Source organism: Parasedimentitalea huanghaiensis (assembly GCF_009753675.1).
GTDB lineage: Bacteria > Pseudomonadota > Alphaproteobacteria > Rhodobacterales > Rhodobacteraceae > Parasedimentitalea > Parasedimentitalea huanghaiensis.
In genome coordinates this window covers 1-26,816 of record NZ_WQLV01000030.1, presented here as the reverse complement: position 1 = coordinate 26,816, position 26,816 = coordinate 1, and the positions used below count along the sequence as shown (strand labels likewise).

The 26,816-nt window shown below is 52.3% G+C and carries 20 protein-coding genes; 7 read left to right on the top strand and 13 right to left on the bottom strand.

The window, feature by feature from the left end; translation table 11 throughout:
* Positions 1 to 372 precede the first annotated feature (372 nt).
* Positions 373 to 3,621, top strand: coding sequence for an FIST N-terminal domain-containing protein (locus GO984_RS23130; RefSeq protein ID WP_167740495.1), 3,249 nt, complete (start codon positions 373 to 375; stop codon positions 3,619 to 3,621).
* A gap of 398 nt (positions 3,622 to 4,019) precedes the next feature.
* Here GO984_RS23130 and GO984_RS23125 read toward each other — a convergent pair whose 3' ends face one another.
* The 5 genes from GO984_RS23125 to GO984_RS23105 form a co-directional block, all read right to left on the bottom strand.
* Complete coding sequence (locus GO984_RS23125; protein ID WP_157024899.1) at positions 4,020 to 4,850, bottom strand: sulfite exporter TauE/SafE family protein; 831 nt, start codon at positions 4,848 to 4,850, stop codon at positions 4,020 to 4,022.
* Positions 4,851 to 4,968: 118 nt separating this feature from the next.
* On the bottom strand, positions 4,969 to 6,558 hold the full coding sequence (locus GO984_RS23120; protein WP_157024898.1) for a gamma-glutamyltransferase family protein: 1,590 nt from the start codon (positions 6,556 to 6,558) through the stop codon (positions 4,969 to 4,971).
* Positions 6,542 to 8,056, bottom strand: a complete 1,515-nt coding sequence (locus tag GO984_RS23115) for a tripartite tricarboxylate transporter permease (RefSeq protein WP_157024897.1) — start codon at positions 8,054 to 8,056, stop codon at positions 6,542 to 6,544. The genes GO984_RS23120 and GO984_RS23115 overlap by 17 nt, the downstream gene beginning before the upstream one ends.
* The gene (locus GO984_RS23110; RefSeq protein WP_167740494.1) at positions 8,049 to 8,567 is read right to left on the bottom strand and encodes a tripartite tricarboxylate transporter TctB family protein; all 519 of its coding nucleotides are present in this window, start codon (positions 8,565 to 8,567) and stop codon (positions 8,049 to 8,051) included. Before GO984_RS23110 ends, GO984_RS23115 begins: the two co-directional genes overlap by 8 nt.
* Positions 8,564 to 9,508 carry a Bug family tripartite tricarboxylate transporter substrate binding protein gene (locus GO984_RS23105; protein WP_157024896.1) on the bottom strand — a complete coding sequence of 315 codons (945 nt, stop codon included), beginning with the start codon at positions 9,506 to 9,508 and terminating at the stop codon, positions 8,564 to 8,566. Before GO984_RS23105 ends, GO984_RS23110 begins: the two co-directional genes overlap by 4 nt.
* Before the next feature lie 130 nt (positions 9,509 to 9,638).
* On the opposite strand from GO984_RS23105, the gene GO984_RS23100 reads away from it, so the two are divergent.
* Positions 9,639 to 10,523 (top strand): LysR family transcriptional regulator, encoded by an 885-nt coding sequence (locus tag GO984_RS23100; protein WP_157024895.1) that lies wholly within the window; start codon positions 9,639 to 9,641, stop codon positions 10,521 to 10,523.
* 221 nt (positions 10,524 to 10,744) lie between these two features.
* On the opposite strand, the gene GO984_RS23095 is transcribed toward GO984_RS23100, so the two are convergent.
* Entirely contained in the window at positions 10,745 to 11,692 is a 948-nt protein-coding gene (locus GO984_RS23095; RefSeq protein ID WP_167740493.1) for a GlxA family transcriptional regulator, read from the bottom strand.
* 96 nt (positions 11,693 to 11,788) lie between these two features.
* Here GO984_RS23095 and GO984_RS23090 point away from each other — a divergent pair, with 96 nt between their 5' ends.
* On the top strand, positions 11,789 to 12,979 hold the full coding sequence (locus tag GO984_RS23090; RefSeq protein WP_157024893.1) for an MFS transporter: 1,191 nt from the start codon (positions 11,789 to 11,791) through the stop codon (positions 12,977 to 12,979).
* Positions 12,980 to 13,075: 96 nt separating this feature from the next.
* Here the strand turns inward: GO984_RS23090 and GO984_RS23085 are convergent, their stop codons facing one another.
* The 3 genes from GO984_RS23085 to GO984_RS23075 all read right to left on the bottom strand — a co-directional run bounded on the left by GO984_RS23085 (position 13,076) and on the right by GO984_RS23075 (position 15,923).
* Positions 13,076 to 14,509 carry an MFS transporter gene (locus GO984_RS23085; RefSeq protein ID WP_157024892.1) on the bottom strand — a complete coding sequence of 478 codons (1,434 nt, stop codon included), beginning with the start codon at positions 14,507 to 14,509 and terminating at the stop codon, positions 13,076 to 13,078.
* Between the two features lie 179 nt (positions 14,510 to 14,688).
* Complete coding sequence (locus tag GO984_RS23080; protein ID WP_157024891.1) at positions 14,689 to 15,384, bottom strand: MOSC domain-containing protein; 696 nt, start codon at positions 15,382 to 15,384, stop codon at positions 14,689 to 14,691.
* Complete coding sequence (locus GO984_RS23075) at positions 15,381 to 15,923, bottom strand: MarR family winged helix-turn-helix transcriptional regulator (RefSeq protein ID WP_157024890.1); 543 nt, start codon at positions 15,921 to 15,923, stop codon at positions 15,381 to 15,383. The genes GO984_RS23080 and GO984_RS23075 overlap by 4 nt, the downstream gene beginning before the upstream one ends.
* A 93-nt stretch (positions 15,924 to 16,016) precedes the next feature.
* Between GO984_RS23075 and GO984_RS23070 the strand changes: the two genes are divergently transcribed.
* The 3 genes from GO984_RS23070 to GO984_RS23060 all read left to right on the top strand — a co-directional run bounded on the left by GO984_RS23070 (position 16,017) and on the right by GO984_RS23060 (position 17,585).
* Positions 16,017 to 16,766, top strand: coding sequence for a hypothetical protein (locus GO984_RS23070; protein ID WP_157024889.1), 750 nt, complete (start codon positions 16,017 to 16,019; stop codon positions 16,764 to 16,766).
* A gap of 61 nt (positions 16,767 to 16,827) precedes the next feature.
* Complete coding sequence (locus GO984_RS23065) at positions 16,828 to 17,067, top strand: hexameric tyrosine-coordinated heme protein (RefSeq protein ID WP_157024888.1); 240 nt, start codon at positions 16,828 to 16,830, stop codon at positions 17,065 to 17,067.
* Positions 17,061 to 17,585: a peroxiredoxin family protein gene (locus GO984_RS23060; protein ID WP_157024887.1), complete on the top strand. Its 525-nt coding sequence runs from the start codon at positions 17,061 to 17,063 to the stop codon at positions 17,583 to 17,585. The genes GO984_RS23065 and GO984_RS23060 overlap by 7 nt, the downstream gene beginning before the upstream one ends.
* 402 nt (positions 17,586 to 17,987) lie before the next feature.
* Here the strand turns inward: GO984_RS23060 and GO984_RS23055 are convergent, their stop codons facing one another.
* On the bottom strand, positions 17,988 to 18,515 hold the full coding sequence (locus tag GO984_RS23055) for a DUF4142 domain-containing protein (RefSeq protein WP_157024886.1): 528 nt from the start codon (positions 18,513 to 18,515) through the stop codon (positions 17,988 to 17,990).
* A gap of 136 nt (positions 18,516 to 18,651) precedes the next feature.
* Between GO984_RS23055 and GO984_RS23050 the strand changes: the two genes are divergently transcribed.
* Positions 18,652 to 19,608, top strand: coding sequence for an AraC family transcriptional regulator (locus tag GO984_RS23050; RefSeq protein WP_157024885.1), 957 nt, complete (start codon positions 18,652 to 18,654; stop codon positions 19,606 to 19,608).
* 582 nt (positions 19,609 to 20,190) lie between these two features.
* On the opposite strand, the gene GO984_RS23045 is transcribed toward GO984_RS23050, so the two are convergent.
* The 3 genes from GO984_RS23045 to GO984_RS23035 form a co-directional block, all read right to left on the bottom strand.
* A complete protein-coding gene (locus GO984_RS23045; protein ID WP_157024884.1) occupies positions 20,191 to 20,631 on the bottom strand; it encodes a MarR family winged helix-turn-helix transcriptional regulator in 441 nt (146 codons plus the stop codon).
* Positions 20,632 to 20,648: 17 nt separating this feature from the next.
* Positions 20,649 to 21,509 carry an alpha/beta fold hydrolase gene (locus tag GO984_RS23040; RefSeq protein WP_157024883.1) on the bottom strand — a complete coding sequence of 287 codons (861 nt, stop codon included), beginning with the start codon at positions 21,507 to 21,509 and terminating at the stop codon, positions 20,649 to 20,651.
* A gap of 480 nt (positions 21,510 to 21,989) precedes the next feature.
* A partial coding sequence (locus GO984_RS23035; protein WP_167740492.1) for an Ig-like domain-containing protein occupies positions 21,990 to 26,816 on the bottom strand: 4,827 nt, incomplete at its 5' end.

The window sequence follows — 26,816 nt, the reverse complement described above, 5'->3', positions numbered from 1 at the left end:
CGCTTCAGTCCCATAGTCAGTCTCCTTTGTTGCAGTAAATGCTATCAAAGGAGCGGCATCAAACCGCGACAGGTCCATAGCACTAGCGACTGATTGGCCTAATTTATGAGACTCTCAGCAGGTCTGACGCAATTTACAAGTATAAGTGTCCAACAACAGCTGTGTTAGGGCTAAGCTGCAGATACGCAGATCTACTTACGAGAAACTGGTGTGTTGAATTCAAGTGGTAGCAAGAGTTACGCATGAAAGGCGTATTTGTAGGAAATCAGGCGGAAAATGGCTATTAAACTCAGACACCTCTAGGAATTGCCCTAGAATATTACTCTAATATCAGTGCGCGCCCCTTGAGCTACTTTTCGTAGGAGACAGTTGTTGAGAGTTCATAGACTGCTTGTGGAAACCTTCAATCAGCTGGAAAACCAGCTAGCGCTTTGTGGTTTTCCCGACAGCGACCGGTTGTTGATACAGGTGTTTTCTGGGGTTCTACGCTCAACTGGTATTCGTGACATACAGAATGCGCTAGTGCAGCACTATCCATTGGCAACTGTTGTTGGCTGCACAACTGATGGGGCAATTAGTGGCGGCCGAATTCACGATGGGGACTCTGTGCTGTTTGTTTTTGCTGAGTTTGCAACAGTAAATTTGAACGTGTGCCTGTTGGCACATGCAAGTGATGATCACTTTGCCACAGGCCGAGCAATTGCAACAAAAATTATGACACCATTGACCAAGGCTATCATCACCTTTTCCGACGGGCTTGTGACCAATGGTAAAGAATACATGAGAGCTCTCACCGAAGAGTGCCCCGGCGTCGTTGTGTCAGGAGGGATGGCAGCGGATGCAGGAAATGTGCAGGAAACCTTTGTTTTCAATAAGACCGAGATCACCAACAACGGCGTTGTTGCAGTGGCGCTAAACGGCGCGCATCTTCAACTAAAAACTCACGAATGCTTTGACTGGACGCCGATGGGGCGCAAGATGCGCATCACCAAAGCCGAAGCAAACCGGGTGTACGAGATCGACGGGGTCCCAGCCTGGGATATCTACGCAAAATACCTTGGTACGCAGATTGCCCAAAAACTACCAAGAGGTGGCATCTCCTTTCCATTGCTGGTCGAACGCGACGGAATACTTGTTGGCGGGGCGGTTTCTGAGGTTGGTAATGATGGCTCTTTGATCATGGGCGGCAATATAGGCCAGGGGGACGATGTCCGTTTTGGAGTTGGCAACGTAGACCTGATCCTTAGCAATACGACACGCGGGTTAGTGGAGGAGTTCACGAAAACCCATGAAGCATTGTTTGTCTATTCCTGCATGGGACGGCGCAGGTTTCTGGGCGACGCCATAGCGGCAGAATTGTTGGCTTTGGAAAAAATTGCGCCAGCGGCGGGCTTTTTCACATATGGTGAGTTTTATTCCGGCGATAATGAGAACCTGCTGCTGACACATACCATGACGTTATTGGCAATGTCAGAAGAGACATCCAATCAGCGAGACATAACCGATCTTGGCAGAGGTTTGTTTGTTGAGGCGCCAAAACAGGATGCCATGTATGCAATGGCGCATCTTGCCAACAGGGTCACAACAGAACTGGAAGCGGCGCGCGAAAGTGAGCTATTTAAGAACCAGCGCAAATTAGAGGAAGCCCACGCAAACCTCAGGAACGTGTTGGATCAGGCAGGCGATGCGCTTTTTGTGATTGATCCGAAAACGGGTGGTTATGTCGACGTGAACAAGCGCGCGTGTTTGTCGCTTCAATATACGCGAGATGAATTGCTGGCGCTTGGCACGAAAGAGGTTGGAGTAACAGCAACCGCCAAAGATTATGCGGCCTATGCCGTGGAGCTTGGACCAGAAGAAATTCTTACGCGCATAGGAGCACAAGTGCGTAAAGATGGTTCACACCTACCGGTAGAAGTCCGAATTTCGGTCGCCGAAATCCTAGGTGAGACCCGAGTTTTGGTCGTAGCACGCGATATAACTGAACGTCTCAAAACTGAAAAAACTCTGCAACAAAGTGAAGAACGCTACCGAGAACTTTTTGAACAATCCCCGATACCAACAATCGAAGTGGATTGGTCAGAAATCAAGTGCGCACTGGAAGAAATGCAATCTGCGAAAGGCGATCTCAAAATTGTGGAATGGCTTACAGACCACGATGTGCTCAGGCAGCTTCACAAAAAAATAGTGCGCCGCGGAATGAGTGACTCGCTTCTGACCCTCTACGGCGTACAGACAAAAGAAGCGTTTAAAAAAGTATTAGAAGCACGACCGGAGCGTAGTGATGTAATAGAGTTATTTCGTGAGGCGATAATAGCTTTCTATAATGGTGCCTCAGTATATGAGAGCGAGTTTGAAGAGATTGACAGCACCGGAAGATCAATGACTCTACAGAACCGGTTTTTCATGCCTCCGGAGAATAGGCATAACTGGAGTCGCCTTCTAATAACACTTGAGGATGTAACCGCACGCAAGGCCACAGAACAGGCGCTGCGAAACGCACAGAAAATGGAGGCGATTGGCCAGCTTACTGGCGGCGTAGCTCATGACTTCAATAATCTGTTGGCTGTAATTCAGGGCTGTGCCGAGTTGCTTGAGGATATGCCTGGACAGGATCAGGAGCTAACCGGACAAATTTTGCGAACTACTGACCGTGGTGGAGCCCTGACCCGGCGCTTGCTGGCCTATGCTCGCAACCAACCGCTGGAGCCAAAGGCAATCGACTTGCGTGCACTGGTCATCGGTATGCAGGACCTGATGACGCGTACGCTTGGGGGAATGGTCGAAGTGGACGTGATTGCGCCGATGGCACTCTGGACCGCGCGCGCCGATCCCGGTCAGGTTGAGGACACATTGCTGAACCTAGCGATCAATGCCAGCCATGCGATGCCCGGTGGTGGCAAGCTAGCCATCGAATGCGCAAACATTAAACTTGAAGCAGATCACATGGGTGAGACGCCTGATGTGCCCGACGGAGAGTATGTGATGATTGCGGTCGCCGACACCGGAATCGGTATGACCCCCGATGTAATTGAACGGGCATTTGAACCATTTTATACAACTAAAGGCGTCGGTGAAGGCTCTGGGCTGGGATTGTCTATGGTCTACGGCTTTGCCAAACAATCCGGTGGGCATGCCAGCATCTTCAGTGAAAAGGGGGTAGGTACGACGGTCAAGGTGCTGCTGCCGAGAGATAGCCAGGGAGCTGAACACAGTTCTGTGGCCTCGACAACAGATCGCCCAATTGGGAACGGCGAAACGGTGCTTGTTATCGAGGATGATCCTTCCCTTCGTCTGCTAACAGAACACACAATAAAACGACTTGGGTATGCCCCAATCACGGTTGAACATGCCGAGGCGGCCCGAACATTGTTGGCAGAGGAGCAGAGTTTTGATGTCATCTTGACCGATGTGATGCTTCCCGGAGGCACGAGTGGAACAGCTTTTGCTCAGGAGGTTCTGGCGCGCCACCCGCATGCGCGGATCTTGTTTATGTCGGGATATCCGGCCGAGGCGGCCTCTCAAAGTGGGGTTGCTATGACGAACAACATCTTACTCAACAAACCGTTTAGTAGGGATGAGCTTGCAAAAGCTTTGGCAGACATGCTCGGAACGGCATAGGTCTGAGAAAGTCTTGAGACGCGCACTAAGGCTCGTAACTCCTCCATTTCTGCGGTCATCAGACGCACTTCAACAAAGGATTGATACTGGGTTGCCGCGTGGGGCTTTCCAGTGCGCAGAAGCCCCACCCAACTCCCAAAGCGTTGCGAACTATGGCGGCAAAAACATGAGGACGCAAAAAGCGACATGCGTAGCAGCTGCCGACAAAAAGCAGCGTATACGATCAAATCTACGAATGGCAGCTTTTGATAGCTGCACAACACCAAAGGCGTGGATGAGAGACTCATGACGGGGCTGTTCTAGAAATTTGTCATGTTCGCAACCTAACGGTGCAAATCTATTTCTCAGCATCAGCCGGTTCGTCGCGATCCTGCCTTTAGGTGTTATTCGAAAACCGGTCACGCAATGAAGCTTTCCGACAGCATTTTGATAGCGCTGATAGCAAGGAAAACCGCAAAAGCCACTCGGAGGCGTTTGGGGTTCAAGCTATGGGCGATCCGCACGCCGATTGGGGCACACAGGAAAGTCGCGATCGAGATTGCGAGTGCAGACGGCAGGTTGATGTAGCCGATTGATCCGGGCAACAGTCCGGCGATGTCTTGCCCGACCAGTGCATAGCCAAGTACACCGGGCACTGCGATCATCAGACCGAACAGGGCGGCCGTGCCGACAGCGCGATGAACCGGGAAAGACAATAACGTCAGGGTAGGCACGGACAGGGTTCCACCGCCGATCCCCATCATTGCTGAAAACACCCCGATCGGGGTTGCAATAGCCGCCTTAGAGAGCAGCCCAGATGGTGGTGCATCGGCAAGGGTGAACGGTCTGGGGTTGAGCATGTTCAGCACCACCAACATAGCGACAACGCCAAAAATTCCGGTCAGAACGGTCGCATCGAATTGCGTGGCCAGCCCCCCACCAATCAATGCACCCATTACGATAAAGGGTGCCCAGGCGCGGAACATGATCAGATCGATTGATCCTTTCCTGTGGTGCGCGCGTGCGGAGGATATGGATGTTGGAATAATCGTGGCCAGCGAGGTGGCAACGGCAAAATGCATGGCCACAGATTGGTCTACCTCTAAAAGGCCAACCTCGGTCAGCCAGTAGAGCACCGGCACAACGACGATACCGCCCCCAACCCCTAAAAGACCGGCCAGAATGCCAGCCACAACCCCCACTGATAGAAAGATCGGCAGTAGTATTGCCCAGTTCACGGCGTCAAGCATTGGCATGCTCTCCTCTTAAAACTTAGCACCAGCGGAAACCTAGTGCGACGCAGTTCGCGCGAACCTGAACCCGCGCGACTGATCTTCTATTGATTCAAACAGGTTGACCTGAGTGTGGTCAAAAACCGGCAGCTTGCCCATCCTTGCGGGGATCCGAGCCAGCAACGTAGCCGCCACCGGGTAAACGGTGAACCAGTTGCGCCCCTCCGAACCCAAACGCATTGTCAGGGCTTTCGACTGTTATTCTGTGCCCCAGAGCCGCTAACCCATCGAGTGTGGCGCGCGGCATCGTAGGTTCACACGCCACATCAAGCCCATCAATCATGCGCCAGCGTGGCGCACAGGCAGCGGTTTGAACGTCCTGGTCCCATAACTGCGTCCGCAGCAAAAGTTGCACATGACCCTGTGCCTGAATCGGGCCACCCATCATGCCAAACGCCATCAATGGCTGTCCGTTCTTCATGGCAAAGCCTGGAATGATTGTGTGCATCGGCCGCTTGTTTCCTGCAACGCAATTGGGATGCCCTGGGATTGTGTTGAACCCAGCGCCACGGTTTTGCAGCGAAACACCCGTGCCCGGCACCACAACACCAGAGCCAAACCCGGCGTAGTTGGATTGGATAAAGCTGACCATCATTCCAGAGGAATCACCGGTATTCAGCAGAACCGTTCCGCCCCTTTGGGGGGCACCGACACCGTGGTCGATGGCAGCAGTGGTATCAATTAGCGCCGCGCGGGATTTGAGGTACTTCGGGTCGAGCAAGGCCTCTTCGTTGACCTCTGTCATGTTGTCTCTGTCCGCCACAAAGGCATGCAGATCGCGATAGGCCAGTTTGATAGCCTCGATTTGCAAATGAACGGCGAGCACATCGTCGGGACCGTGATCGCGAATGGTAGTGTGTTCCAGAATACCAAGGGCCATCAAAGCCGCGATGCCCTGACCGTTTGGGGGGATTTCGTGCAAGTCCACGTCATCAAATCCGGTGTTAATCGTGCCGCACCAATCAGGCTGATGGGAGGACATATCCTCAAGCGTCATAGCTCCGCCGTTTGCCTGAATGAAATCAACGATCTTCTCGGCAACTGGCCCTTTGTAAAATGCCTCGCCACCGGTTCTGCCGATCTCGCGTAGTGTTTCGGCGGCCCCGGGATTGCGGAAGCGCTCCCCAGCGCGGGGAGGGCGACCATCGGGCAGAAACGTTTCAGAAAACCCAGGCTGATCTGCAAGGGTTTCGGCTGCATTGGTCCAAAGCTTGGCAATCACCGGTGAGACAATGAACCCATCCTCAGCATACCGTATAGCCGGGGCGAGCGTGGTGGGCAGATCCAGATTGCCAAAGCGCTCGGACAGGTTGACCCAGGCGCTGACTGCTCCCGGCACGGTGACGCTGTCAACGCCATGGTATGGCATCCCGTCCGGGAAACGGGCAGGGTCCCACGCGGCTGGCGAACGACCCGAAGCATTTAGGCCGTGCAGTTCATTGCCATCCCAAAGAATGCAAAACGCGTCCGAACCAAGCCCGTTGCCTGAGGGTTCGACTACGGTCAAGGCCGCTGCGGTTGCAATGGCTGCATCAACAGCGTTTCCGCCTTGTTGCAGGATGGTCAATCCCGCTTGCGCAGCTAAGGGTTGGGAGGTGGCGACGACATTATCCGCAAGGATAGGTGAGCGGCGCGAAGGATAGACCGGATCATGACGCATTTGCATCTTTAACCCCATTCATTTTGTTGGTTTTGAGATGGCTGCGGATGGCCCAACCAATGGACAACACCGCAGCAATTAGGAAAATCAGGCTGATAGGGCGGGTCAGAAACTGTGTCGGATCGCTGTCTGTCATCAGTGCGCGCCGCAGGTTGGTTTCTGCGATTGGACCAAGGATAACCCCCAACACAAGCGGGGCCAGTGAATACCCCAAGGTACGTAGCGCATATCCCACCAGTCCGACAATACCCAGCAAGTAGAGGTCCGTTACGCGGTTGTTAAGCGCAAATGAGCCGACAACACAGCAGGTCAACACGGTGGGTACAATCAGCCATTTGGGCACCTCGGCAACCCGTAGGAAGAGCCGCATTGAGAGAACCGAGACAATCAGCATCATGAACGAGGCCACTGCCATAGCGATGAACATACCATAGACCAGATCACCGTGATCAGTGATCAGCCGTGGACCAACGGAAATACCGTGTACCATCAACGACGCCATCAAGATAGCATCCACTGCTGATCCGGGAATACCCAAACCAATCAACGGAATAAGCCCGCCACCAGCCGTAGCCGAATTTCCGGCTTCTGATGCAATAACGCCGTCTGGTGTACCGGTTCCAAACATTTCTGGCGTCTTAGAGGCGCGTTTGGCCTGATCATAGGCCACCAAGTTTGAAATGGATCCACCCGCGCCGGGCAGTGCACCAATGAGCACACCAACAACCGACGAACGGATCAGGTTCACGGGGCTCATCAGAACCTCTTTCATGACTTTCCAGGTCTTGAAGTCGATAGCATCGGTCACCAATTTCGCCCCCGATCTAACGGTTCGGGCGTTCTCGACTTCGCTAAGCAGTTGAGAGATAGCAAAAATGCCGATCAACACCACAAGGAAGGGCAATCCGGTTTCCAGCATTTCAATCCCAAAGTCGAACCGTGGGCGGCCAAGAATAGGGTCGGCACCAACCGTTGAAATCGCCAGCCCGATAAGGCCAGCCAGCAGCCCGCGGATCACCGAATCTCCGACTAAACTGGCCACGATTGTCAGCGCGAACACGATCAGCGAGAAATACTCCCAAGGGCCAAGTTTTACGGCGAAAACAGCCAGCGGCGGGGCAGCAACCACCAAAAACAGAGTCGAGATCAGTGTCCCGAAAAATGAGGCCCATACCCCGAGGGACAATGCACGACCCGGATCACCCTTTCGCGCCATCGGAAAGGCGTCGAAGGTGGTAGCAACCGATGATGGCGTGCCAGGAATGCCAAGCAATGCCGCAGAGATCAGACCGCCGGTCAGCCCACCGACATAGACCGACAACATGACTGCGACACCCTGTAGGGGTTCCATGGTAAAGGTCAGGGGCAGGGTCAGCACAATAGCCATCGTGACCGTGAAGCCGGGAATGGCGGCTGCAATAATACCGGCAACAGATCCCACCAGCATGTAGAGCAATGTGCTAACCGCAAAGATCTGCACAAGCGCTGTCAGAAAATCATCCATTCAAAAACTCTCCGCGTGGCAGGAAGACGTTGAAAAACTCGGCAAACAACGCGTTCAGCCCAAACGAGAAGACGAGCGCTACCAACACGGCGACCAGCAATGTCAAAGGTTTGCGTGGCATCAGGATCATCTGCAATCCAAATACAAATGCGAAACTGGCAATCGAAAAGCCAAGAATGGGCACAAGCAGAAGATAAGCCGCAAAAACAACAAAGCAGACAATGACAAGGTAGCGCGTCTTTAGCCAATGTTGCACTTCACTGCCAAACCGCCCCCATGCATGGCCGGGAATTTTACGCAGGCTATCGACAATTGCGATGACTGCGATCAAGAAAATCGCGGCAAATACGAACCTGGGAAAGGCCGCAGCACCAAGCACTTCAAAGCGCGAACTTGGGATATGTTCGGCTGAAAAGTACAGGGCAACCGAAGCCGCGAGAATGGCAACGTAGCTGAGGAAGCGGGTAATTTCGCCCGCTTCCAAGCTGTGATTTTCATCAGTATTGTTCACTGAATAATGACCGCGGCCAAGGATTTCACAGTGTCATTCAGGTTGGACAAATAGCTGCGGTACTCATCCTGGCCCATGAACGTGACCTGCGAGCCGACATTGTTGGTTTGCTCGACGTAGGTCGCGTCTTGCGACAGCTTATGCAAGGCCGCTTCCATGGCGTCGCGCGCCGCAGCGGGTGTGCCCTTGGGCATTACAATGCCGCGCGTCACGGTCAACAGAAGGTCTTGGCCCTTTTCGCGGAATGTTGGAACATCGGGGAGTGCGGGGTGGCGATCTCCCGATCCTGCTGCCAAGAACACGAGATCTCCATTTTTGGAGAATTCGATAGATGAGGCTACATCTCCAATGGCAACATCCAGATTGCCTCCAACAATGGCGCGCACACGTTCACCTGTGCCTTCGTAGCCCACGTATTTGAATTTCAGGTCATAGGATTGCTCGATCATTGCAGCAAAAAGATGTGGCAACCCGCCAAGCGTGACACCCATGGTCAGCTCATTTGGGTGGGCCTTGGCGTATTCCACAAACTCTTCGAAATTGGCATAGTTTTCGGTCGGCTGAGCGATCAAAAACTGCGGCGATGCTGTCATCAGGGCGATCGGCTCAAAACTATCCCAGGTGAGTTCGGTCAAACCGGTCAGGGTTGTCATCAACAGCCCTTCGTGGACCTGTGAAATCGTGTAACCATCAGCTGTGCGCCGGGACGCTTCGCGCAGACCAACCGTGCCGCCAACACCTGGCATATTGATGATCGGCATTTCGACACCAAGGTGGGGCTCGATATTGGCCGACACAAGGCGCATCAGGGTGTCAGAGCCGCCACCGGGTGACCACGGCACAATGAATTCTACAGCGCGCTCGGGGTAGTCCTGCGCGACGCTGGGGGTTGCCAATACGGCCGCGGTGAGAATGGCCGCGAGGCCTGAAACAAATTTCATGAGAAGTCTCCCTGAGTTTACCGGCATTACCTACCGGACGAGTTTTGTTATCTCTGAGCTTAACACCAGTTTTTCGCTGACAAAGCGGAAAGAACTTGCTTTTAAATTCAGAAATTTTAAACTTATATCCATGGACACACGGCAACTCGAGACATTCCTTGCGATCATTCAACGCGGTGGGTTCGCGGCTGCGGCAAAAGAGGTCAATTTAAGCGCGTCAGCGGTCAGTCAACAGATTTCCGCTTTGGAGCAGGATCTTGGCACCGCGCTCTTTGATCGCTCCCGCAGACCTCCGGCGCTGACGACCAAGGGGCGTGAGGTGCAGTCTTCGGCGCAATCGATTCTTCGCATCGTTGCCGAAACCAAAGCAACCGTGAGAGACGGCGATGTAGGTGGCACCCTGGCGCTGGGGGCCTTGCGGACTTTCGGCGCGTATATATTGCCTCATGCCCTGGCGCGGCTCAAAAACAGCTATCCAGACCTGAGCTACAGGCTGCGCGTTGGTTTATCTGAAGACCTGATGGCGGATGTCGTCAGCGGCCAGCTGGATGCTGCTCTGGTGGCGGATCATGTGGCTGTGCCAGCGGGCTTGCAGTGGACATTGGTTTTCTCAGAGCCATTGGTGGTGCTGACGCCGCCGGGTGTGACTGAAAAAAGGTTGGAGAAACTGGTTCGGGATGTGCCTTTTATCAGGTACGGAATTCAGGTGCCACTTGCGCGTCAGATTGATACTGAAATTGCGCGACTTGGTCTGACCGTTCGACAGGTTGTGTCAGTGAACACGATGTCAGCGGTGCTCGGTTGTGTGCAGGCGGGCTTGGGTTTCGCGATTGTGCCCTATGCAGCTCTGCGTGGTTCGCAAACCACGTCGCTCGATTGGTTTCCGTTTGGTGCAACTCCGATCCATCGCGGGCTTGGAATCGTACAACGCCCCAACTCGCGTCGTGGTAAAGTACTGGAACAGCTCTCAGAGGTGCTTCGCCAAACTGGAATCTCTCAGGGAGATGACGATTGATTGGGCTGGAGTAAGGGTTCAAGCGGTGGTTGGAAGACCTGATGATCAGTGATTTTGCCCCGCATAAGTTCTGGTTTCTCAGGTCATGTTAGGCGACCGGCCTCTCAACGCATTCAGCCAGCGGATGAATGCGTTGAGTTTCAACCCGTATCAAGGCCGTGTAATTATTGGTTAGCGCAGCCGTTTTAAGACAGCCTGAATTCGCAGTCGTGGGAACCAGTTCACCCGAAGCTGCTTAGGTATTCGCTGACGTGAACGCCGAAACGGCGTTGAAATGCACGCCGCATACGTTGCAAGTCACCAAATCCACTGTCAGCAGCAACCTGTTTAAAAGGGAGATTTTCGAACAGTAACCCTCTGGCATGATCAACACGGATCCTTTCCACGAATTGAGCAGGCGACTCTTGCAAATCTCGCTGGAAATGTCGTGACAGGGTGCGCGGGTTCATTCCTGCAGCCTGCGATAATGCATTGAGCGACCAGTCCAGTTGCGGCTGTGAGACGACCTGTTCAATCAATCGAGTCAGGGTATCGTCGCGAGTGAACTGCCCGGCTAAGTGAATGGCATACTGGCTTTGCCCACCGGTGCGGCGCAATTGGACGACCAATTCGCGCGCGGCGGCAAGCGCAACCTTCGGGCCGCAATCTGCACGGATTATAGCCAATGCGAGATCGATCCCCGTGGTCACACCAGCGGATGTAAAGATACGTTCTTCTGAAGTACTGATCAGGTCGAGATCCCAAAGGACATTTTCATACTGCCGCGTCTCCGCAGAACGCGACCAGTGGGTGGTTGCAGGGCGTCCATCCAGAACACCCGCTGCCGCCAATATCAGAGCACCGGAGCAAACTGATATTAAGCGACCATGACCTTCACGCGCGGCGCGGTCTTGGATTACCTCTTGGACCGATGCGTGTTTGAGTATTGCATCAACGCCTTTTCCTCCGGGGATCAGAAGATCATCGCTGTTTGAACGCGTCGAAAGCTGTCCATCAGCCACAATCCTTAGACCGCAAGCCGCCCGCACTGGTTGTCCATTTGGCGACACATAGCGCATGGTGTATTGGCTCCGGGCGTCGATAACGGCGGCTCCAAAGGCCTGAACCGGGCCAGACACGTCCAGTAAATTCACGTCATCGAAGAGTAAAACGTCAATTGTGCGGATCATAAGGTTTGTCCATATTTGATGCCGGTTTGACATTTGAGACATCATTGGTCGCCGCTACAAAGCGTTGTGTCAACCGCATCAAATTGGAAATCAACGATGTCAGCATTACTTTTTGGCCGGAACAGCAGTTTCATAGGCCTCCTGTCAGCCAATACGATCTTAGGGTCTGCAATGCCTATGCTGATTATTTTGGGCGGGCTTGCTGGGCTGATGCTCGCACCAACAACTAAGCTTGCGACCCTACCAGCGTCGCTACAAACGCTGGCTGGGCTGTTCGCTGCCGCCCCATTTTCTTTGTTGATGGGCCGGTTGGGCCGTAAAACGGGTTTCTTTGTTGGCGGGGGGCTGGCAATCATAGGTGCATTGATTGGCACCTGGGCGCTGATTTCAGCTAGCTTTATCCTACTGTGCTTGGCTCATCTTGCACTGGGAGCTGCGCTGGCCTGTTTTCAGTATTTTCGATTTGCCGCGGCAGAGGTTGTTCGGCCCGAATGGCAACCTGTAGCCATTTCGTTGATGTTGACGTCTGGATTGGTTGCTGCATTTGTCGGTCCACAAGTCTTCGTCATGGCCAAGGATGCTCTTGCGCCCATCCCATTGGCAGGGGCCTATGCCTCAATTGGGATACTATCCCTTATCGGTCTTGTACCGTTGGCGTTTGTCACTATTCCAGCGATCAAACTCAGGCCTCGAGGAACAACAAGCCGGAGGTTCGCAGCCCTCTCAGTTCTCAAGCAGCGTCCGGTTCGAACTGCGGTTGGAATAGGGGCCATATCGCAAGGGATTATGGTTTTCCTCATGATCCCAACACCGCTGGCTATGATCGGATGTGGATTTTCTGAGGCGATTGCAGGTGATGTGATCCGCTGGCATGTTGTAGCTATGTTTGCTCCCAGCTTTTTCACCGGGTTCCTGATTAAACGGTTTGGCACAAAACGTATTGCAACGACCGGGCTGATGTTACTTATCATGGCTGCGCTCATTGCAGCTGGTGGCCTGTCATCGGCAAATTTCTATGGATCTCTCATTTTACTTGGTGTTGGTTGGAACTTCGGATTCATTGGCGCAACAACGATGTTGGCAAATGTGGTTTCTGAAGATGAAAAGCCCGTAGCACAGGGGCTCAACGACACTATCATCGCCTTGGTCTCAACCCTGTGTGCCTTTGCAGCCGGTGCAATCGTAGCTGGATTTGGCTGGCAGGTTCTTTCTTTTGTAGCGGTGGCTATTCTTGTGTTAACGCTTTGCTCTGTGATGTTTGAGAAACGGCAAACAGTCCGTCAATAGATGTCGTGGGCCTCTCTCTGGATGGTGGTTCTTGCACAAGAGATTGGCAAACCGGAGAAGGGCCCTTCACAATATGTGAGACGATTGAAATTCGACCTAACCTTGTCCCGGATGGGTCGACTTTGGTTTCATTGACACAAAGCAAACCATGGCAAACATGGCCAGAAAAGCAAATGGCAGGCTGCCGGTAAAAATGGTGCGGGCTACAATTTGGGCTGCATCCGCTGACCCATCTATCGAAAACCCTGCATAATTGGCCAGGATGCCACACACCGAGGCCCCCACTGCAAACCCAAGGCGCCCCGTCGTGGGTAGGGCGCCGGACAGGCGTTCCACGTCGTCTGCTGCTGCCAGCCGTTTTGAGCGCCTAACTATAAACGTCCAGGCGGTGCCGTAGCCAACGCCTTCGATTGCTGCTAAAGCCGCCACCAATAAGACTGGGCCGTTTGCGACGGCATAGATCATACCAATCACACTAATACAGACCAGGGCCATGCCAACCGCGATATATATGGGGTCATGTTTTTCTGGGGCCCCAGAGACGATGAGGGCAGCACAGCTCCAGCCGATGGCCACGCAAGCGAGTATGTAGCCGGCCACAATTGTAGGTGTGTTGTGGATAATCACCATCAAAAGCGGTCCATAGGCGCTGAGACCCATTGTTGAGATGTTCAAGGTGAACGTCATCAACAAGGCTGCACCCACCGGGCTGCGCGGATTGAACGGTTTTTTGGGAAGAATACGGTTGCCGGGGCTGTTACCGTCGATGACCATAAACGTTGCCAATATGCCCAGCCCACAAGCCAACAAAACTGGTGTGCGCAGGGCAGTCACTTCGATACCCGCATAGGCGATGAACAGCACTCCTAGCGACAAGAGTAACAGGCGCGCCACCGGGATCGGTTTGCTGCGATCCTGATTGTCCGTGGATTCGCTGACGCGGCTGCCGAACAACACGAAGGTCGCCAGAAACAGCGCCTGGATGGCAAAAAACACAAAGCCCATCCGCCAGTTGAAATAGGTGGTGAATACACCACCAATCAACGGCCCTAGAAATGCCGAAGACCCCCACAGGACCGAAATGGCGCCCATGACACGGGCGATCAGGCGGGCAGGAAACAGACGCCCGGTGCCAATAAAGGCCAGCGCCGTCAAACCGCCACCGCCCATGCCCTGAAACAGACGCCCAGCCAGCAGCCCCGGCATATTAAACGCGGCTGCGCTGATCAGGCAGCCGAGGGCAAAAGTAATGGCCGCGATAAACATTGGTTGGCGAATGCCCATTTTCAAAACCAAGACCGCTCCGGAAGCGCCAGCAACAATTGAGCCGATCTCATATAGGGCAATGGACCAGGCGACATAGGCTTCGCCGCCGAGGTCCGACACAATGTTTGGCATCATCGTCGCGACGAGCAAACTATCGGCGGCGTGTAGCCAAACCCCAAGGCACACAAGCACCAATGGCGATGCATAGTCTCTGTTCAATATCTCGTGCCATCCGACGGGGGCAGTTTCTTGAAAATCCGTCATTCCTGGGCACTCCGTTGGTTTGGGAACAGTGACCAAGATGTTCTAATTCCTAAAGTATACTTTAGGTCAAGACTTACTTTGAACTCATTCAAAATCTAGCCAACGGCCATTGAAGACAGTTGTTTTATCTCAGCCAAACTGCAGGAAATCTCAGTTTTCGCTTTGGCCTTTTCAAAGGTTCAATCCGGGTTCAGACGTTTCCTAGTGTCTTCGTCTAGCTGTCCGATTGCCAATTTGCGAAAGGCGTCTCGCCAACCTGAGGCGAGTTCCGGAAGTCGAGAAAGATACGCAGCCTCCTCAGCAGCGATACGTTTTGTGAGGCGGGCACGAGTAACCTTTGCAACGCTCCAGTCAGGGCAGGGGCGCGATGTTAAGTTGATTATGTCACCCACCTGAATAGTTCCGGGTTCCAGAACGCGATAATACCAACCGGTTCGACCGGTTTTTTGGAATTGATATGCCATCGTTTTCTGACCGGTGTGTTCATTCAGCTTCCAACAGGGTTGTCTGCCCTGACTGATTTGCAAAATTGCCGATCCAGCTGTCAGGATGTCTCCAATGCAAAGCGTTTCCTCGTTCATTCCAAAGGTCGAGAGGTTCTCACCAAAAGCTGCGGGCAGCGTTCCTGGCGGTAGCAATCCTTCGGACTGCCAGCTTGCATAATGATCAGCCGCATAGTGATGAATTGCCTTGTCTGGTCCGCCATGCACGCTCAAATCCGCTTGTGCGTCGGTGTCAAAACCAACCGTAGTAACGGTTTGCGGCCCATCTGCAGCGATCTTGTGAATAGCGGACGGAGGTTTATCAAACCAGTGATCTTCAATCCGGCCAACAAATACGCCGTTGATTGTGGCGCTCAATGCTGGACAATTCATGCAGGTTCCTGTTCGTGACATATTTGTGAGATTTCAAAGGGTTCAAGGGCAAGAGACAGGAGCTGGCAGTACCCCCCAGCGCCCCGACCTTCAAAGTGGCGACAGCTGCGGCAAATGCCAAGTGGCTTTTGGTCGTTTAAGATAATTGCATGAGACAATGCGCCTCGTAGCCCGGTTTCGATCTGACCCAATTGGGTCGCTGATAAACGATCCAAAGAGAGCTCTAGTACGCTTTGCTCGGCAATGACTTCACGTCCGGTGGCTGTAAGATCATAAGAAATTGAGCGCTTGTCCGTCAGCGACCGCTCTTCAGAAACATACCCTTTACGGATAAGGGCCTTGAACGTTTGGGTCGCGGTGCCGCGGGTGGTCCCCAGGTAGGCGGCCGCATGCGAGGGAGAGCGGGAAAACCTATTGGCCTGTCTCAGGTATTCAAGCGCTGACTGTTGCGCCGGGTTCAGATCAACACTCCAGCTTTCGCTCGCATCAATACGGGCCAAACGAGCGATCAAGCCCCTTATGATCTCTTTCTGTGTCATGGGAAACATATAGCGAGTCGAAATTACCATTGCAATAGTTTCGACTCGCTACTACTTGTGGACCCACACCGATTCACATAAGGAACCGAACCGATGCAGAAATTCGCTATAACCCTCATCGCTGTTGGCTTTAGTGCCCTTGCAGCCAACGCCGACAGCAACCACGCCACCCATCAACAAGGCGCTGTTGTTTCTCCCGTGAACGAGACCACCAGGGCCTCATTCGATATTTTGGCGGCTCACGCACAAAGGAACGCCAATCAAGTGACCTTTCACATGACCACAAATGGCGAAGCAGGTGTTGACGTTCCTGCGCCCGCAGGCGCAGTCGGCGGGGCGCCGGTTTGGTCTTATGTCTGGCCAACGTCGCTCGATCCATCAGCGGTCGGATTTGAGGGCGAAACCGGCATACTGGCGCTGGCGGTAACCAGCCATCCTGATTTTGATGACACGCCTTTGGTTGACGAGAACCGTGATGGTGATCCAGCCAATGACGGATTGATTTGGCACAGTCACTGGATTGTTTTGGCCCCAGCCGAAGCATGCGGGGCAGGTGCCTTGGCCGTTCGTGATATCCCTGAAGGCGAAACACCACAGCTCCCCGCTACCTGGCCTGGATTCCCAATCTTTTTAGATAGCCCGGGGTTCACGCCCTTGTTTGACGGCCCGGAAATCACCGTGAATGTCGGGTTCGCTAGCAACGTCGATCTTGAGGGGGTGGCTTATGATGGAGTGACGGCCGCTCTCCGCGTCGATGCAAACATCCATGCGCCACTCTTATGTGTCACGGATGTGTTTGATGTCGCCTCAGGTGATCTCTCTCTGCCAGGCAAAATTGAGTGAAACCCTTTAGGCAAAGTCCGCACCTCGGGCCTTGCCGTTTTTTCCGATCGGAGGACCTATTATGCCAAAACCTTGGCTTACCAGCCTGGAGGTTTCTACTCCTCAGGAAGGCTATGAACTTGCTGTTCTGATGGCCCGTGTCGCGGTGAAAATGACCCAACCCAGTGACGACATTCGCCGTAAGTTGCGTACGATTTATGAGCAGGACGCTGATGCTCTGATCGCCAGTTCCAGTGTTGTCGCAACCCATTTTGCTACAGTTGCCGCCGCAAATAACTATTGGAAGGAAAGCCAATGCTAGCCCCAGAATTCATTACCTCTGAATGGTTCAATGCGGACAACAATACCAAACTGGCTGACTATCGCGGCAAAGTGGTCGTTGTTGAAGTGTTTCAGATGTTATGTCCCGGGTGCATCCTGCATGGCATACCGCTGGCGCAGAAAATTCAAGGCATGTTCCCCGCAGATCATGTGGCTGTAGTTGGATTGCATTCGGTATTTGAACACCATGCGGCCATGACCCCCGTTTCGCTCAATGCATTTCTACAAGAGTTTCAAGTCACTTTTCCGGTTGCAGTGGACGCTGCGGGAGAAGGGTACATGCCGCAAACTATGGAAACTTACCAATTGCGTGGCACCCCGAGTTTGTTAATCATCGACCAAAAAGGAGAGCTGCAAGCACATCACTTAGGACAAGTGTCAGAGCTTCAGGTCGGGGCCGAGATCGCGACCCTAATTGCGAGTGACGGGAACGCATTGCGGGCAGATGCCATCTCAGAAACCGCAAGTGGGTGTGAATTCGGACAGTGTACAGTATAGAAAACCGGGTTATCTAGCATCGGGCCGGCGACGACCGTGTTGGCGGCTCGCCGGTCTACAATTTGATTTTGATGGCCCCCTTCATATGCGGATGAAAAGCGCAGAAATATCGAGTTTCCATATCATTTGTAACTACCAGTTCTTTACTCATGCCTTTCGCGATCTCACCCGTATTCCAGCCCAATGCGTTTCCCGTGGCAGTGTGGGGGGCCAGGTCGAAATTTGACCACCGAATGATTTCCCCGACCCCGACAACGACTACATCGGGTTCAAATTTGAACTGTGTTATTCGAACCTCGTGTGTTCTTGGCAGATTTGCATTGGCCGATTTCAAGTTTGTTGGCGAGACAGCTGCTGATGCAGCTGCCCCCACCAACACACCGCGTCTGGTGATTAGTTTTTTCATTTGTTCAGCGCTTTGACCATCATTTCTGCATGACCTTCGTGGACCTTGAAAATCTCGAGACCTTGCTGGAACAACGCTCGCACCTCGTCATTGTCGATATTCGGGATCATAGTGTGTTCAACCAAGTCATTGACTGTTTGGTGATAAGCCAACTCATTTGCAGCGTAGGCAATGTCGAATTCAACACCGCGTAAATTCGAAAAGTTATTGATAACCTGCTCTGCACCTTCATTGAGAGCTTGGCTGAAAAAATTATCCTGAGCCGTCGCGCCTAGTTTTTCGAGCAGTCCAAGAGCTGCCTCATTTACAGCTGTATGGTCGCTGATCATCGTGTTGGCGAAGGTGTGAATGTCGGGATTTAACGACAGGGCAAGAGCCATATGAGCATAGCGAATGTCAATGTTGTCTGCTGTGTAGGCAACATGAGCCATTTCAAGATCGTTCAGATCTGCGACGTCTTGAGCGGACGCTTGGGACGCACATAGTGCAGCTGAAATTGCGATGACGGATATAGTTTTCTTCATTCTGAAGCTCCATTGCGATTACTATGAAGCCACAGTATCCGTGTTCTACTACATCAAGACATGCTCGAACATTCGCAATTTCGTGCAGATCGTTCGAGACCCTGTACTATCTCCAGTACCTGCATATTATGTTTGAATGCTTGATCTCCTCAGTGATATCCTCACCAGCTTGTCCATGCGTGGATCGCTCTATTTCCGCACGTCCTTCACCAGTCCCTGGGGGGTAGCGGTGCCAAGTTTTGAAAACGTGGCGCGCTTTCACTTTGCACATCGAGGCAGCTGCTTGGTTTCCGTCGACGGCGTTCGAGAGCATGTATCTTTGGAACAAGGTGATCTCATTATTATCCCACACGGAGCATCTCACGAACTTTTCTGTAGCCCAGATGCTAAGGATACAATCCTTCAAATGGAAACTGTCCTGGAGCGATCGGGGTATAATGGATCTGGTGTACTTGTTTATGGCGGCGAAGAACCCAACAGCGAAACACAATTGATCTGCGGTCATTTTTCAATCGGTGAACACGCGAAGCACATTCTTATTGAACGTCTGCCTCCGTATATTCACCTCAAGAACTACGGAGAAGCAGCCGGGAAATGGATGGAAGCAACACTGCGCGTGATTGGAGATGAAGCTGGGGGACAGCGGTTGGGCGGCGATTTGATTGCCCTAAAAATGTCCGAAGCAATATTCGCACAGGCAATTAGAAGTTTCATAGAAGAGAATGAAGCCTCCGAGTGGGGCCTTGGGGCGTTCTCCGACATCAACCTGCGCCGCGCCCTTGATGCGTTTCACAAAGCGCCAACAGAGCCATGGACAGTAGAAATGCTTGCTCAAGGGGCAGGGATGTCGCGAACAAGTTTTGCAGTTCTTTTTAAAAAGAAAATGATGATGACGCCTATGCAATACGTCACCAGCTGGCGGATGGAAATCGCAAAGAAATTGCTCTCCAGTCCAGCAACGTCATTGATGGATGCAGCCGAAGGCGCAGGCTATTCCACGGATTCTGCGTTCGCCCGAGTGTTCAAGAAAGAGACCGGCCAAACCCCTGCTGGCTTCAGGAAATCAATTCGGTCGGAGGGTCGTGGCGCTTGACCGACCTTCTCGGTCGCTGCAGTACTTTCTCGACCAAGGTGTCAGATTTCATTCGGGATATTGGTTCGGGCGATAAGTGTTAGAATTCGTCCTAAACGTTGGAGCTCGTATTCTTTCTATTTCTTTAGATTTATAGTGTTCATCGACAGTTTGGTCATATTTTTGTACCTGTTCTTCTCAACAAGCTCCTCAAATGTTGGTTCTTGAGGGGCGCGTAGGTGAATAGGCGGGCAGTGCTGGCGCAAGTTGCAATTCACTAACCTTTTAGAATTTTTTCTTGCCCGTTAGATCGTTCTGCTGCAGCAGATGGCGCATTGTTGCCATTGCCTGCGAAAGGTGAGGGCTGCTAGATTGCCGGAAATTGCAGGCCCAGTTGTTGAACCAACGAGGGCTTTAGCCCCGGACGCCATCTATGCTCAGCCCGCCCAAAGACCGCTTCCAGCCCAAGGAAGATTACTCTCAATCTACCTGCTCAGGCTCAACTGGACGTTGGCGTCCTGCATTGCGAAGGAGCTAGATACGGGAAAATCCTTCCGTTCAACTTTGGTTGTGAATGTCGTACCGAACTCGAGCGACTTCTCGTTACTTGCTTGCAACAAGGACCTTCTTCATGACTTCCACGGCACGTTCAATCTCTGCGGGATCGATGCCGGTTGCCGTTGCATTCGCCCAGGCATGTTGCCGCTCGGCAAGGCTCTGGATAGCCTTGCGACCCTCATCAGTGGCAGACGCCAATTTCGCGCGTTTATCGTTGGGGTTATCAAGAAACGTGATCAAATTTTCCTTGGCCAATACATTGGCAATGCGTTGTACTGCTTGACGTGACAGACCCATTTCGCGCGCGATCCCTGAAACTGTCATATCATCCCACATCAATGTGCCCAGAACTTGCCAGCGAGCGGACGTAAGCCCCGACGGGGCGGATATTTTATCCCCCGCCGCAAGGAATGCGCCATTCAACTTGAAGGTCGCAAGCAACAGGTTTGAGACTGCGTCGCCACCTCTGTTTCGTTTGGTTGTCATAACGTTTGCTTCCGATTTCAGGACAAACTATCAATAAAGGATCTGATTGATTGAGCAACAATTTCTGGCGTATCAAGATGTGGCCAATGACCTTCAGTCGATAAAATGTTGTACTCAACTGTTTCGCTGAGAAGGCGAATGGCAGCGGGAGTATCATTCACAGATGTGATGGCCATAAACGTCGGACCTGCCCAATGTGACATTGCGATATCTGGGTTCCAATCAAATAAAGCCTGTGCAACTCCGATACGTGCGTCACGTACAACCTTGGCCGCATCGTTTGTCACGATTTCGATCGTTTTAGGGTTTTGGCCTGCAATCGAAGTAAAATATCCTTGGACAATGCCCAGTCCGTTTTCAGATCGAATAGCATCCATGACTCCTTGTCTCATGTCATCTGGCATCGCACGCGGGTCAGATGCAGGGTCAAGAAAATAGATCCCGCTTAAGGACGCGGCATGTGTTTTAGCATATTCAAGTGCGACACCAGCAGACCCAGAATGGGCCACCAGTATAACTGGTTGAGGACCGAGCGAGGCAACCACAGCCTGCAAATCATCTGCTCTGATTTCATAGTCGTAACCGCCGCTTGTCGCAGGTGATGATGAACCATGGCCCCTTTGGTCAAAAACGGTCACCGAATGTATATCCGCCAAGTCCTCCATGACTGCAAACCACTGCGTCGCCGCAGCGTTGTCACCGTGTAGAAATACCACATTATGGGTCGACTTTGGTCCTGTGAGATAAACACTTAGATTGGCGGATTGGTTGATGACTATTTTGTTTTCTATGTTCGTAGCGCCCTCTTGTGCGGTGGATTGAAAGGCGAGAGCGGCGAGCCCTGCACCTGCAACAATTGCTCTGATGATGACATCCATGTTATCGACCTTATTGACAATATATTGTCATTATTTATTTGACAACACACTGTCAATCTTAGATTGAATGCCGAACTAGAACAGACCAGTTTTCTTGGTTGGTTTGGTTCTTGTAAGGGGGAAGCTCGCAGCTGCCAGTCGCATTACTGCGGTCCGCAATCTGGTTTCAAATGCAGCATAAAGCTTTGCAAAGTATACAATCTGCGCATAGCCGCCGTTTAACTGATCGCAGGGAACGATCAGACTGCGCTCTTCGGATAAACTTTCGTAGCAGCGGTATTGTTAGCTATAGACGCTAGGTCGGAGTTTTCTACATTAGCGAGCAAAACTGCGCGCTAATGTAGAAAGGGCAGGTCCGGACAGTCACGGCCTTTCATTCGAGCATCAGCTAGGTGTTACACATAGGTTTTTGAGACGGACGATAAGCCCCCAAAGCAGAGGTCTCTTTGGATCAGTTCTGCTTTGAGTTAGATCGTTTTGTTATCCCCAAATGTCGTCAATCAACGGTGACGCAAGCGCGAGATCAAGCGACACAGACGTGTCTTCGTCTACTCCTCCAACGATGATCGAAACTGTGGCCTGATCGGTGTCACCTAAACCGTTTGAGATGGTATAGATAAAGCTGTCCTCCAGTACTTGACCGCTATTCAGGGCCTGGATGTCCGTGGCTGCAGTTGGATCATAAGTGATCATCCCTGAAGCAGCGTCATATGACAACGCTGCCCCATTGGCGCTATTGGCAGAGCTTAGCGCAAAGATCAGCTCATCCGGATTGGGAATGTCATCATTTGCCAGTAATTCGGCAACGTCGAAGGTAGAGACCTCATCCTCGGATGAAAAAGCGGTTTCGATTTCGTTCCCATTGAAGTCAAAAACTCGGCTTTCGATAGACTGAAATGAGCCGTTGCTGGGATTATACGCTGTCCAGACCAGAACAAAACTGTCGTCGTCCAAAACAGCAATTGTTGGGTGCCCGGCGCGCTCGGTTGTAACGTCCTCTCTCATACTTAACCGGTCTGTTGCGGCTGTACCATCTTGATCGAAAAGTTGAACGAAATGTCGCGTGCCGCTTTCGTCACCTTCATCGTTCACGCCCCTCCAAGTGACAGCAAACTGTCCGTTCGGGAGAAACACCACGTCGGAAAAGAAGTCCCCAACAACACGGGTCGAACCGATGTCGATCGTAAACTCTTCAGCGGCAACTGATCCATCAGGGTTAAATACACTAGCCCTTAGGATGTTGTTCCCCAAGCCAGAATGATCTCTTGAGGTCCAAACCACAACGAAGCTGCCGTCTTCGTGCACAGCATTACTATGCCCCCACTGGTACAGGTCGTGGCTGGTGCTGACGGTGAATTCCGGTTGAATAACTTGCCCGTTGTTACCAAAGATGGCCGCACTGATGACCGCGTTATCTGGATCAATAGCGGGGTTCATGGTTGCCCATGTGGCAAGGAACCCTCCACCAGGGAGTGCTTCGAGAGACATATCATTATGTAAGCCAAAAATCTGTGTGTCGAAAATAATAGGCGCTCCGACTTGCTGACCTGTTGGGGTGAAAATAGCCACCTCCAAGCTCTGCTGTTCATAGTTTTCATGGTCCAAGGTGTAGCGTGCAACGGCTAAATTTCCGTTGGATAGTTCCGTCAGTGAGGAAACATCCGTCGTCAGAATAGTGCCGCCATCACTGACCCAAAACTCCTCGCCCGTAGGTGTGCCGTCAGCAGAGAAGACGCGCCCTCTGACCCCATCGAGAAAATTGCCCCAGGGCCCAGTTGGAGTCCGTTCGTAAATTTCTGTGTAGGTCACCATAAAGCCTCCGGACTGCAACATAGTGATCTGCTGTAGGCTGACTGCATTGTCTGTTATGGAGAAAATATCTGACGAGGGTTGACCCGTGGCATCGGACATTCGCCCAACTATTCCGCTTTCTGTCGCCCAGATAGTGACAAACCCTCCGTCGTCGGTACGTTGTACCGCTGGGCTGCTATGGATCCTCTCCACTGGGCCAACGATCTGAAACCCCGAACCGCCTTCCAGTGTGCTGTCGATTGGTTCCTCTGGACCAAAATAATCGTCATTTGCGACGACGGTTGTTCCTGGTTCTGGCAACACCACATCGACTTGGCCATTGCCACCCACCACAATGGTGATTGTGGCTTGGTCCGTGCCACCATGTCCATCCGAAATTGTATAAGTGAAGGTGTCTTCTACGGCTTGGCCGGTTCCCAACGCCTGGATGTCTGCCGCTGACGTTGGATCATAGTTCAGTAGTCCGGTATCCGAGTCGTAGCTAATAGCCGCACCAAATTCACTTGTTGTGCTGTCCAGAGAGAAGGTCAGTTCATCGCCCTCTGGGTCACTATCATTGGCCAGAAGGTCAGCAACGTTGAAAGAGAAGGCAGTGTCTTCATCAGTATAGGCTGAATCACTGATATCGCCATTTACCTCGACGATTTGGGTGACTACATCGCGGCGTGGGAATTCATCATGATCGTTGTAATTGCCGAACCATGTTACAATAAACCGGCCATCGCCCAGCGAGGCGATTTCAGGCGAGGCAACATGGGAATTGGTCGGGTCATCAAGCACATGTACTTGGCTATTGGCACTCCCATCCGAGTTGAACACCTGTAGGCGAACCTCACTTTGGACGCCGATGCCGTCAATGTAAACGAGAACAAATCTGCCGTCATCCATCCACTCGACGCTCGGGGGATGCGGAGTAGAGCTGTTATGGGCCACAAAGAACTCACTGACCGTTTCGGTACCGTCCTCATTGAAAATGCGAGCGTAGTAGCCTGATCCGCCGGGGGCGTCCCGATCGTAGGAATCCCACATTACAAGGACCTGACCGTCCGGGCCTACGTCGACAGTTGGCAGGGTGTTGTAAACGTCAGGTGATGAATCACCTGTTACGGCAATTTCTGAGATTTTGTTGCCCGCATTATCATAGAAGTGGAGAAAAATGTTGTGTTCGTTGTAAATGCCATCGGTGGCATGACCGTTATTCATGGATTGTGCGACCACGACAAAGCCGCCGCCAGATAGAGCTTCAATTTGGGTCGCTACTTGGTGGATCAGCGTATCTGGTTGATTGTAGTTGGGGTCTGCCATGAGCCAGATTTGCTCTCCAACCTGCTGTCCCTCGTTATCAAATAGGGCAATTCCGGAGTTGGATACGTCGTAAAAAGTGCTCCATCCGGCGTCGACATGTGCTTCCCAAGTGATGGTGAAACCGCCACCCGCTAAACTCGTGATATGAGGAGGGCCCTGATATCCGTCGGGGATCTCATTGACAAAGAAGTCATCGCCTAAGGGTTGGCCTTCGGGATCAAAAATCCGAGCTCTTATGTTGTATGAGTTTGAAGACCTTTCGTTGTCCCCTGACATCCACGTCACGACAAAATTGCCATTTTCCAACACCGAAACCTCAGGGTGGGTTTGGATGCCGTCAGCGTGAGAGTTTATTTGGAACTCTCCGCCTGATGGGACCCCGCCTGGGCTGACAAACCGACCTCGAATGCCATCTCCTTCCGGGTCCTCGTCTGAGGACATTCCGTTGTGCCAAACGATGATCGAGCTTCTATCCTCAAAAACAGCTACCGACTGAAAATCCTGAGACCCAGCGGTAATCAAGTTGACCAGAAACTCCGGCCCTTCCACAATGGATACATCCGGTGCGGTCTCATCTATCAGCAAGTCATTTCTGGCAATGGGCCCGTCATTTTCTCCTGTAACTGACACATTGACGACGGCGTCAAAGGAATTCCCATAAGGGTCGACCACCGTGTAAGTAAAGCTGTCTTCAAACAACTCACCGGCACCGAGGTGCTGCAACACATCATCTGCGTTGTAGGTTATGTTTTCACCGTCATAAGTCACCCGAATGCCCGATATGCTGTAGTCGCTGACGGCCAAACCAGGAAGGTTGTCTGGTAGCCCGTCATCATTTGCCAGCAACTCTGACAAGGAAATATTCAGGGGGGATTCACTTAGGCTCGAAATTTGATCATCCACCAGATCCGGATTTCCCTCCCAGGTCAGATCCAGAAGAAAACCATCGCCATAGAAATACAGCGCCTCAACACCAGTTAATTGGTCTGACCCCGCGTCAGAAACCGAGTCGTCAATAGATGTTACCCCAACGCGCGAGGATGAGAGGCTTAGCACATAGTCGCCGAAAGACCCGGCGTAGTAGACAATGTCGTAGCCTTTCCCGCTACTGATTTTATCACTGCCCTGACCACCCCAGATTTCATCATCGCCATCCCCCGTCTGGATGGTGTCATCACCGTTGCCGCCGTGAATTTGGTTGTGGCCATCGCCAGCACTGATTTTGTCGTTGCCGCTGCCTGCATAGACTTCGCTACCGCCATCGCCGATGCGGATGTCATCGCGGCCCGATCCGGTGGTCACTTGGCTGTAGCCGTCACCAGTTGCGATCCTGTTGGTTCCGTCACCGGCTTCGATCTGGCTGTAGCCGTCACCGGTCCGTATAGCGTTGTTTCCGTCACCCACGGTGATGTCAGCACCACCTTTAACTGTAACCCGGTTGTTGCCTCCGCCAGCGTAAATTTCCACATCACCTTCACCTACAGTGATGTAGTCGTTGCCATCTTTGGTATAGATATTGGCGGTTCCATCCCCGACGGAAATTTTCTTATCTCCATTGTTTGCAGCTATTTCAACGAAGCCATCGCCAACACGAATGTCATCCTTACCGTCACCAACAGCGATAAAAGCGTTCCCATCGCCGAGGGTTATCCTGTTGTTGCCACCTTGATCAAAGATGGAGTTGGTCCCGTTCCCAAGTTTGATCGTATCGTTGCCTGAGCCGGTTCTGACAAGATTGTCACCATTACCAGCGGATATCGTATTATTACCATCGCCAGCGATGATCTCATTTTTAGCACCTTTGACGCGAATACTGTCATCGCCTGTGCCGGCAACAATGAGGTTTTCACCCTTACCAGCATCAATTCGATTTTTTCCGTCACCGGCGTCGACGTAGTTGAATCCGTCACCAAGCTTGATGGTGTCGTTGCCATCCCCCGTTTGGATTTCATTGTTGCCATCGCCGACCGTAACTTTGTTATGGCCACCACTGGATCGGATTTCGTTCATCCCGTCGCCCAGGCGAATAGAGTCGTTACCAGATCCGGTTTCGACAACATTTTCTCCATCGCCAACCTGGATAGTGTTGCGACCTTCGCCAGCGCCGATGTCATTTTCACCATCGCCAGCTGAAATCCGATCATCACCGCTGCCAGCTTCAATCTGATTGAACCCATCCCCAACAGAAAT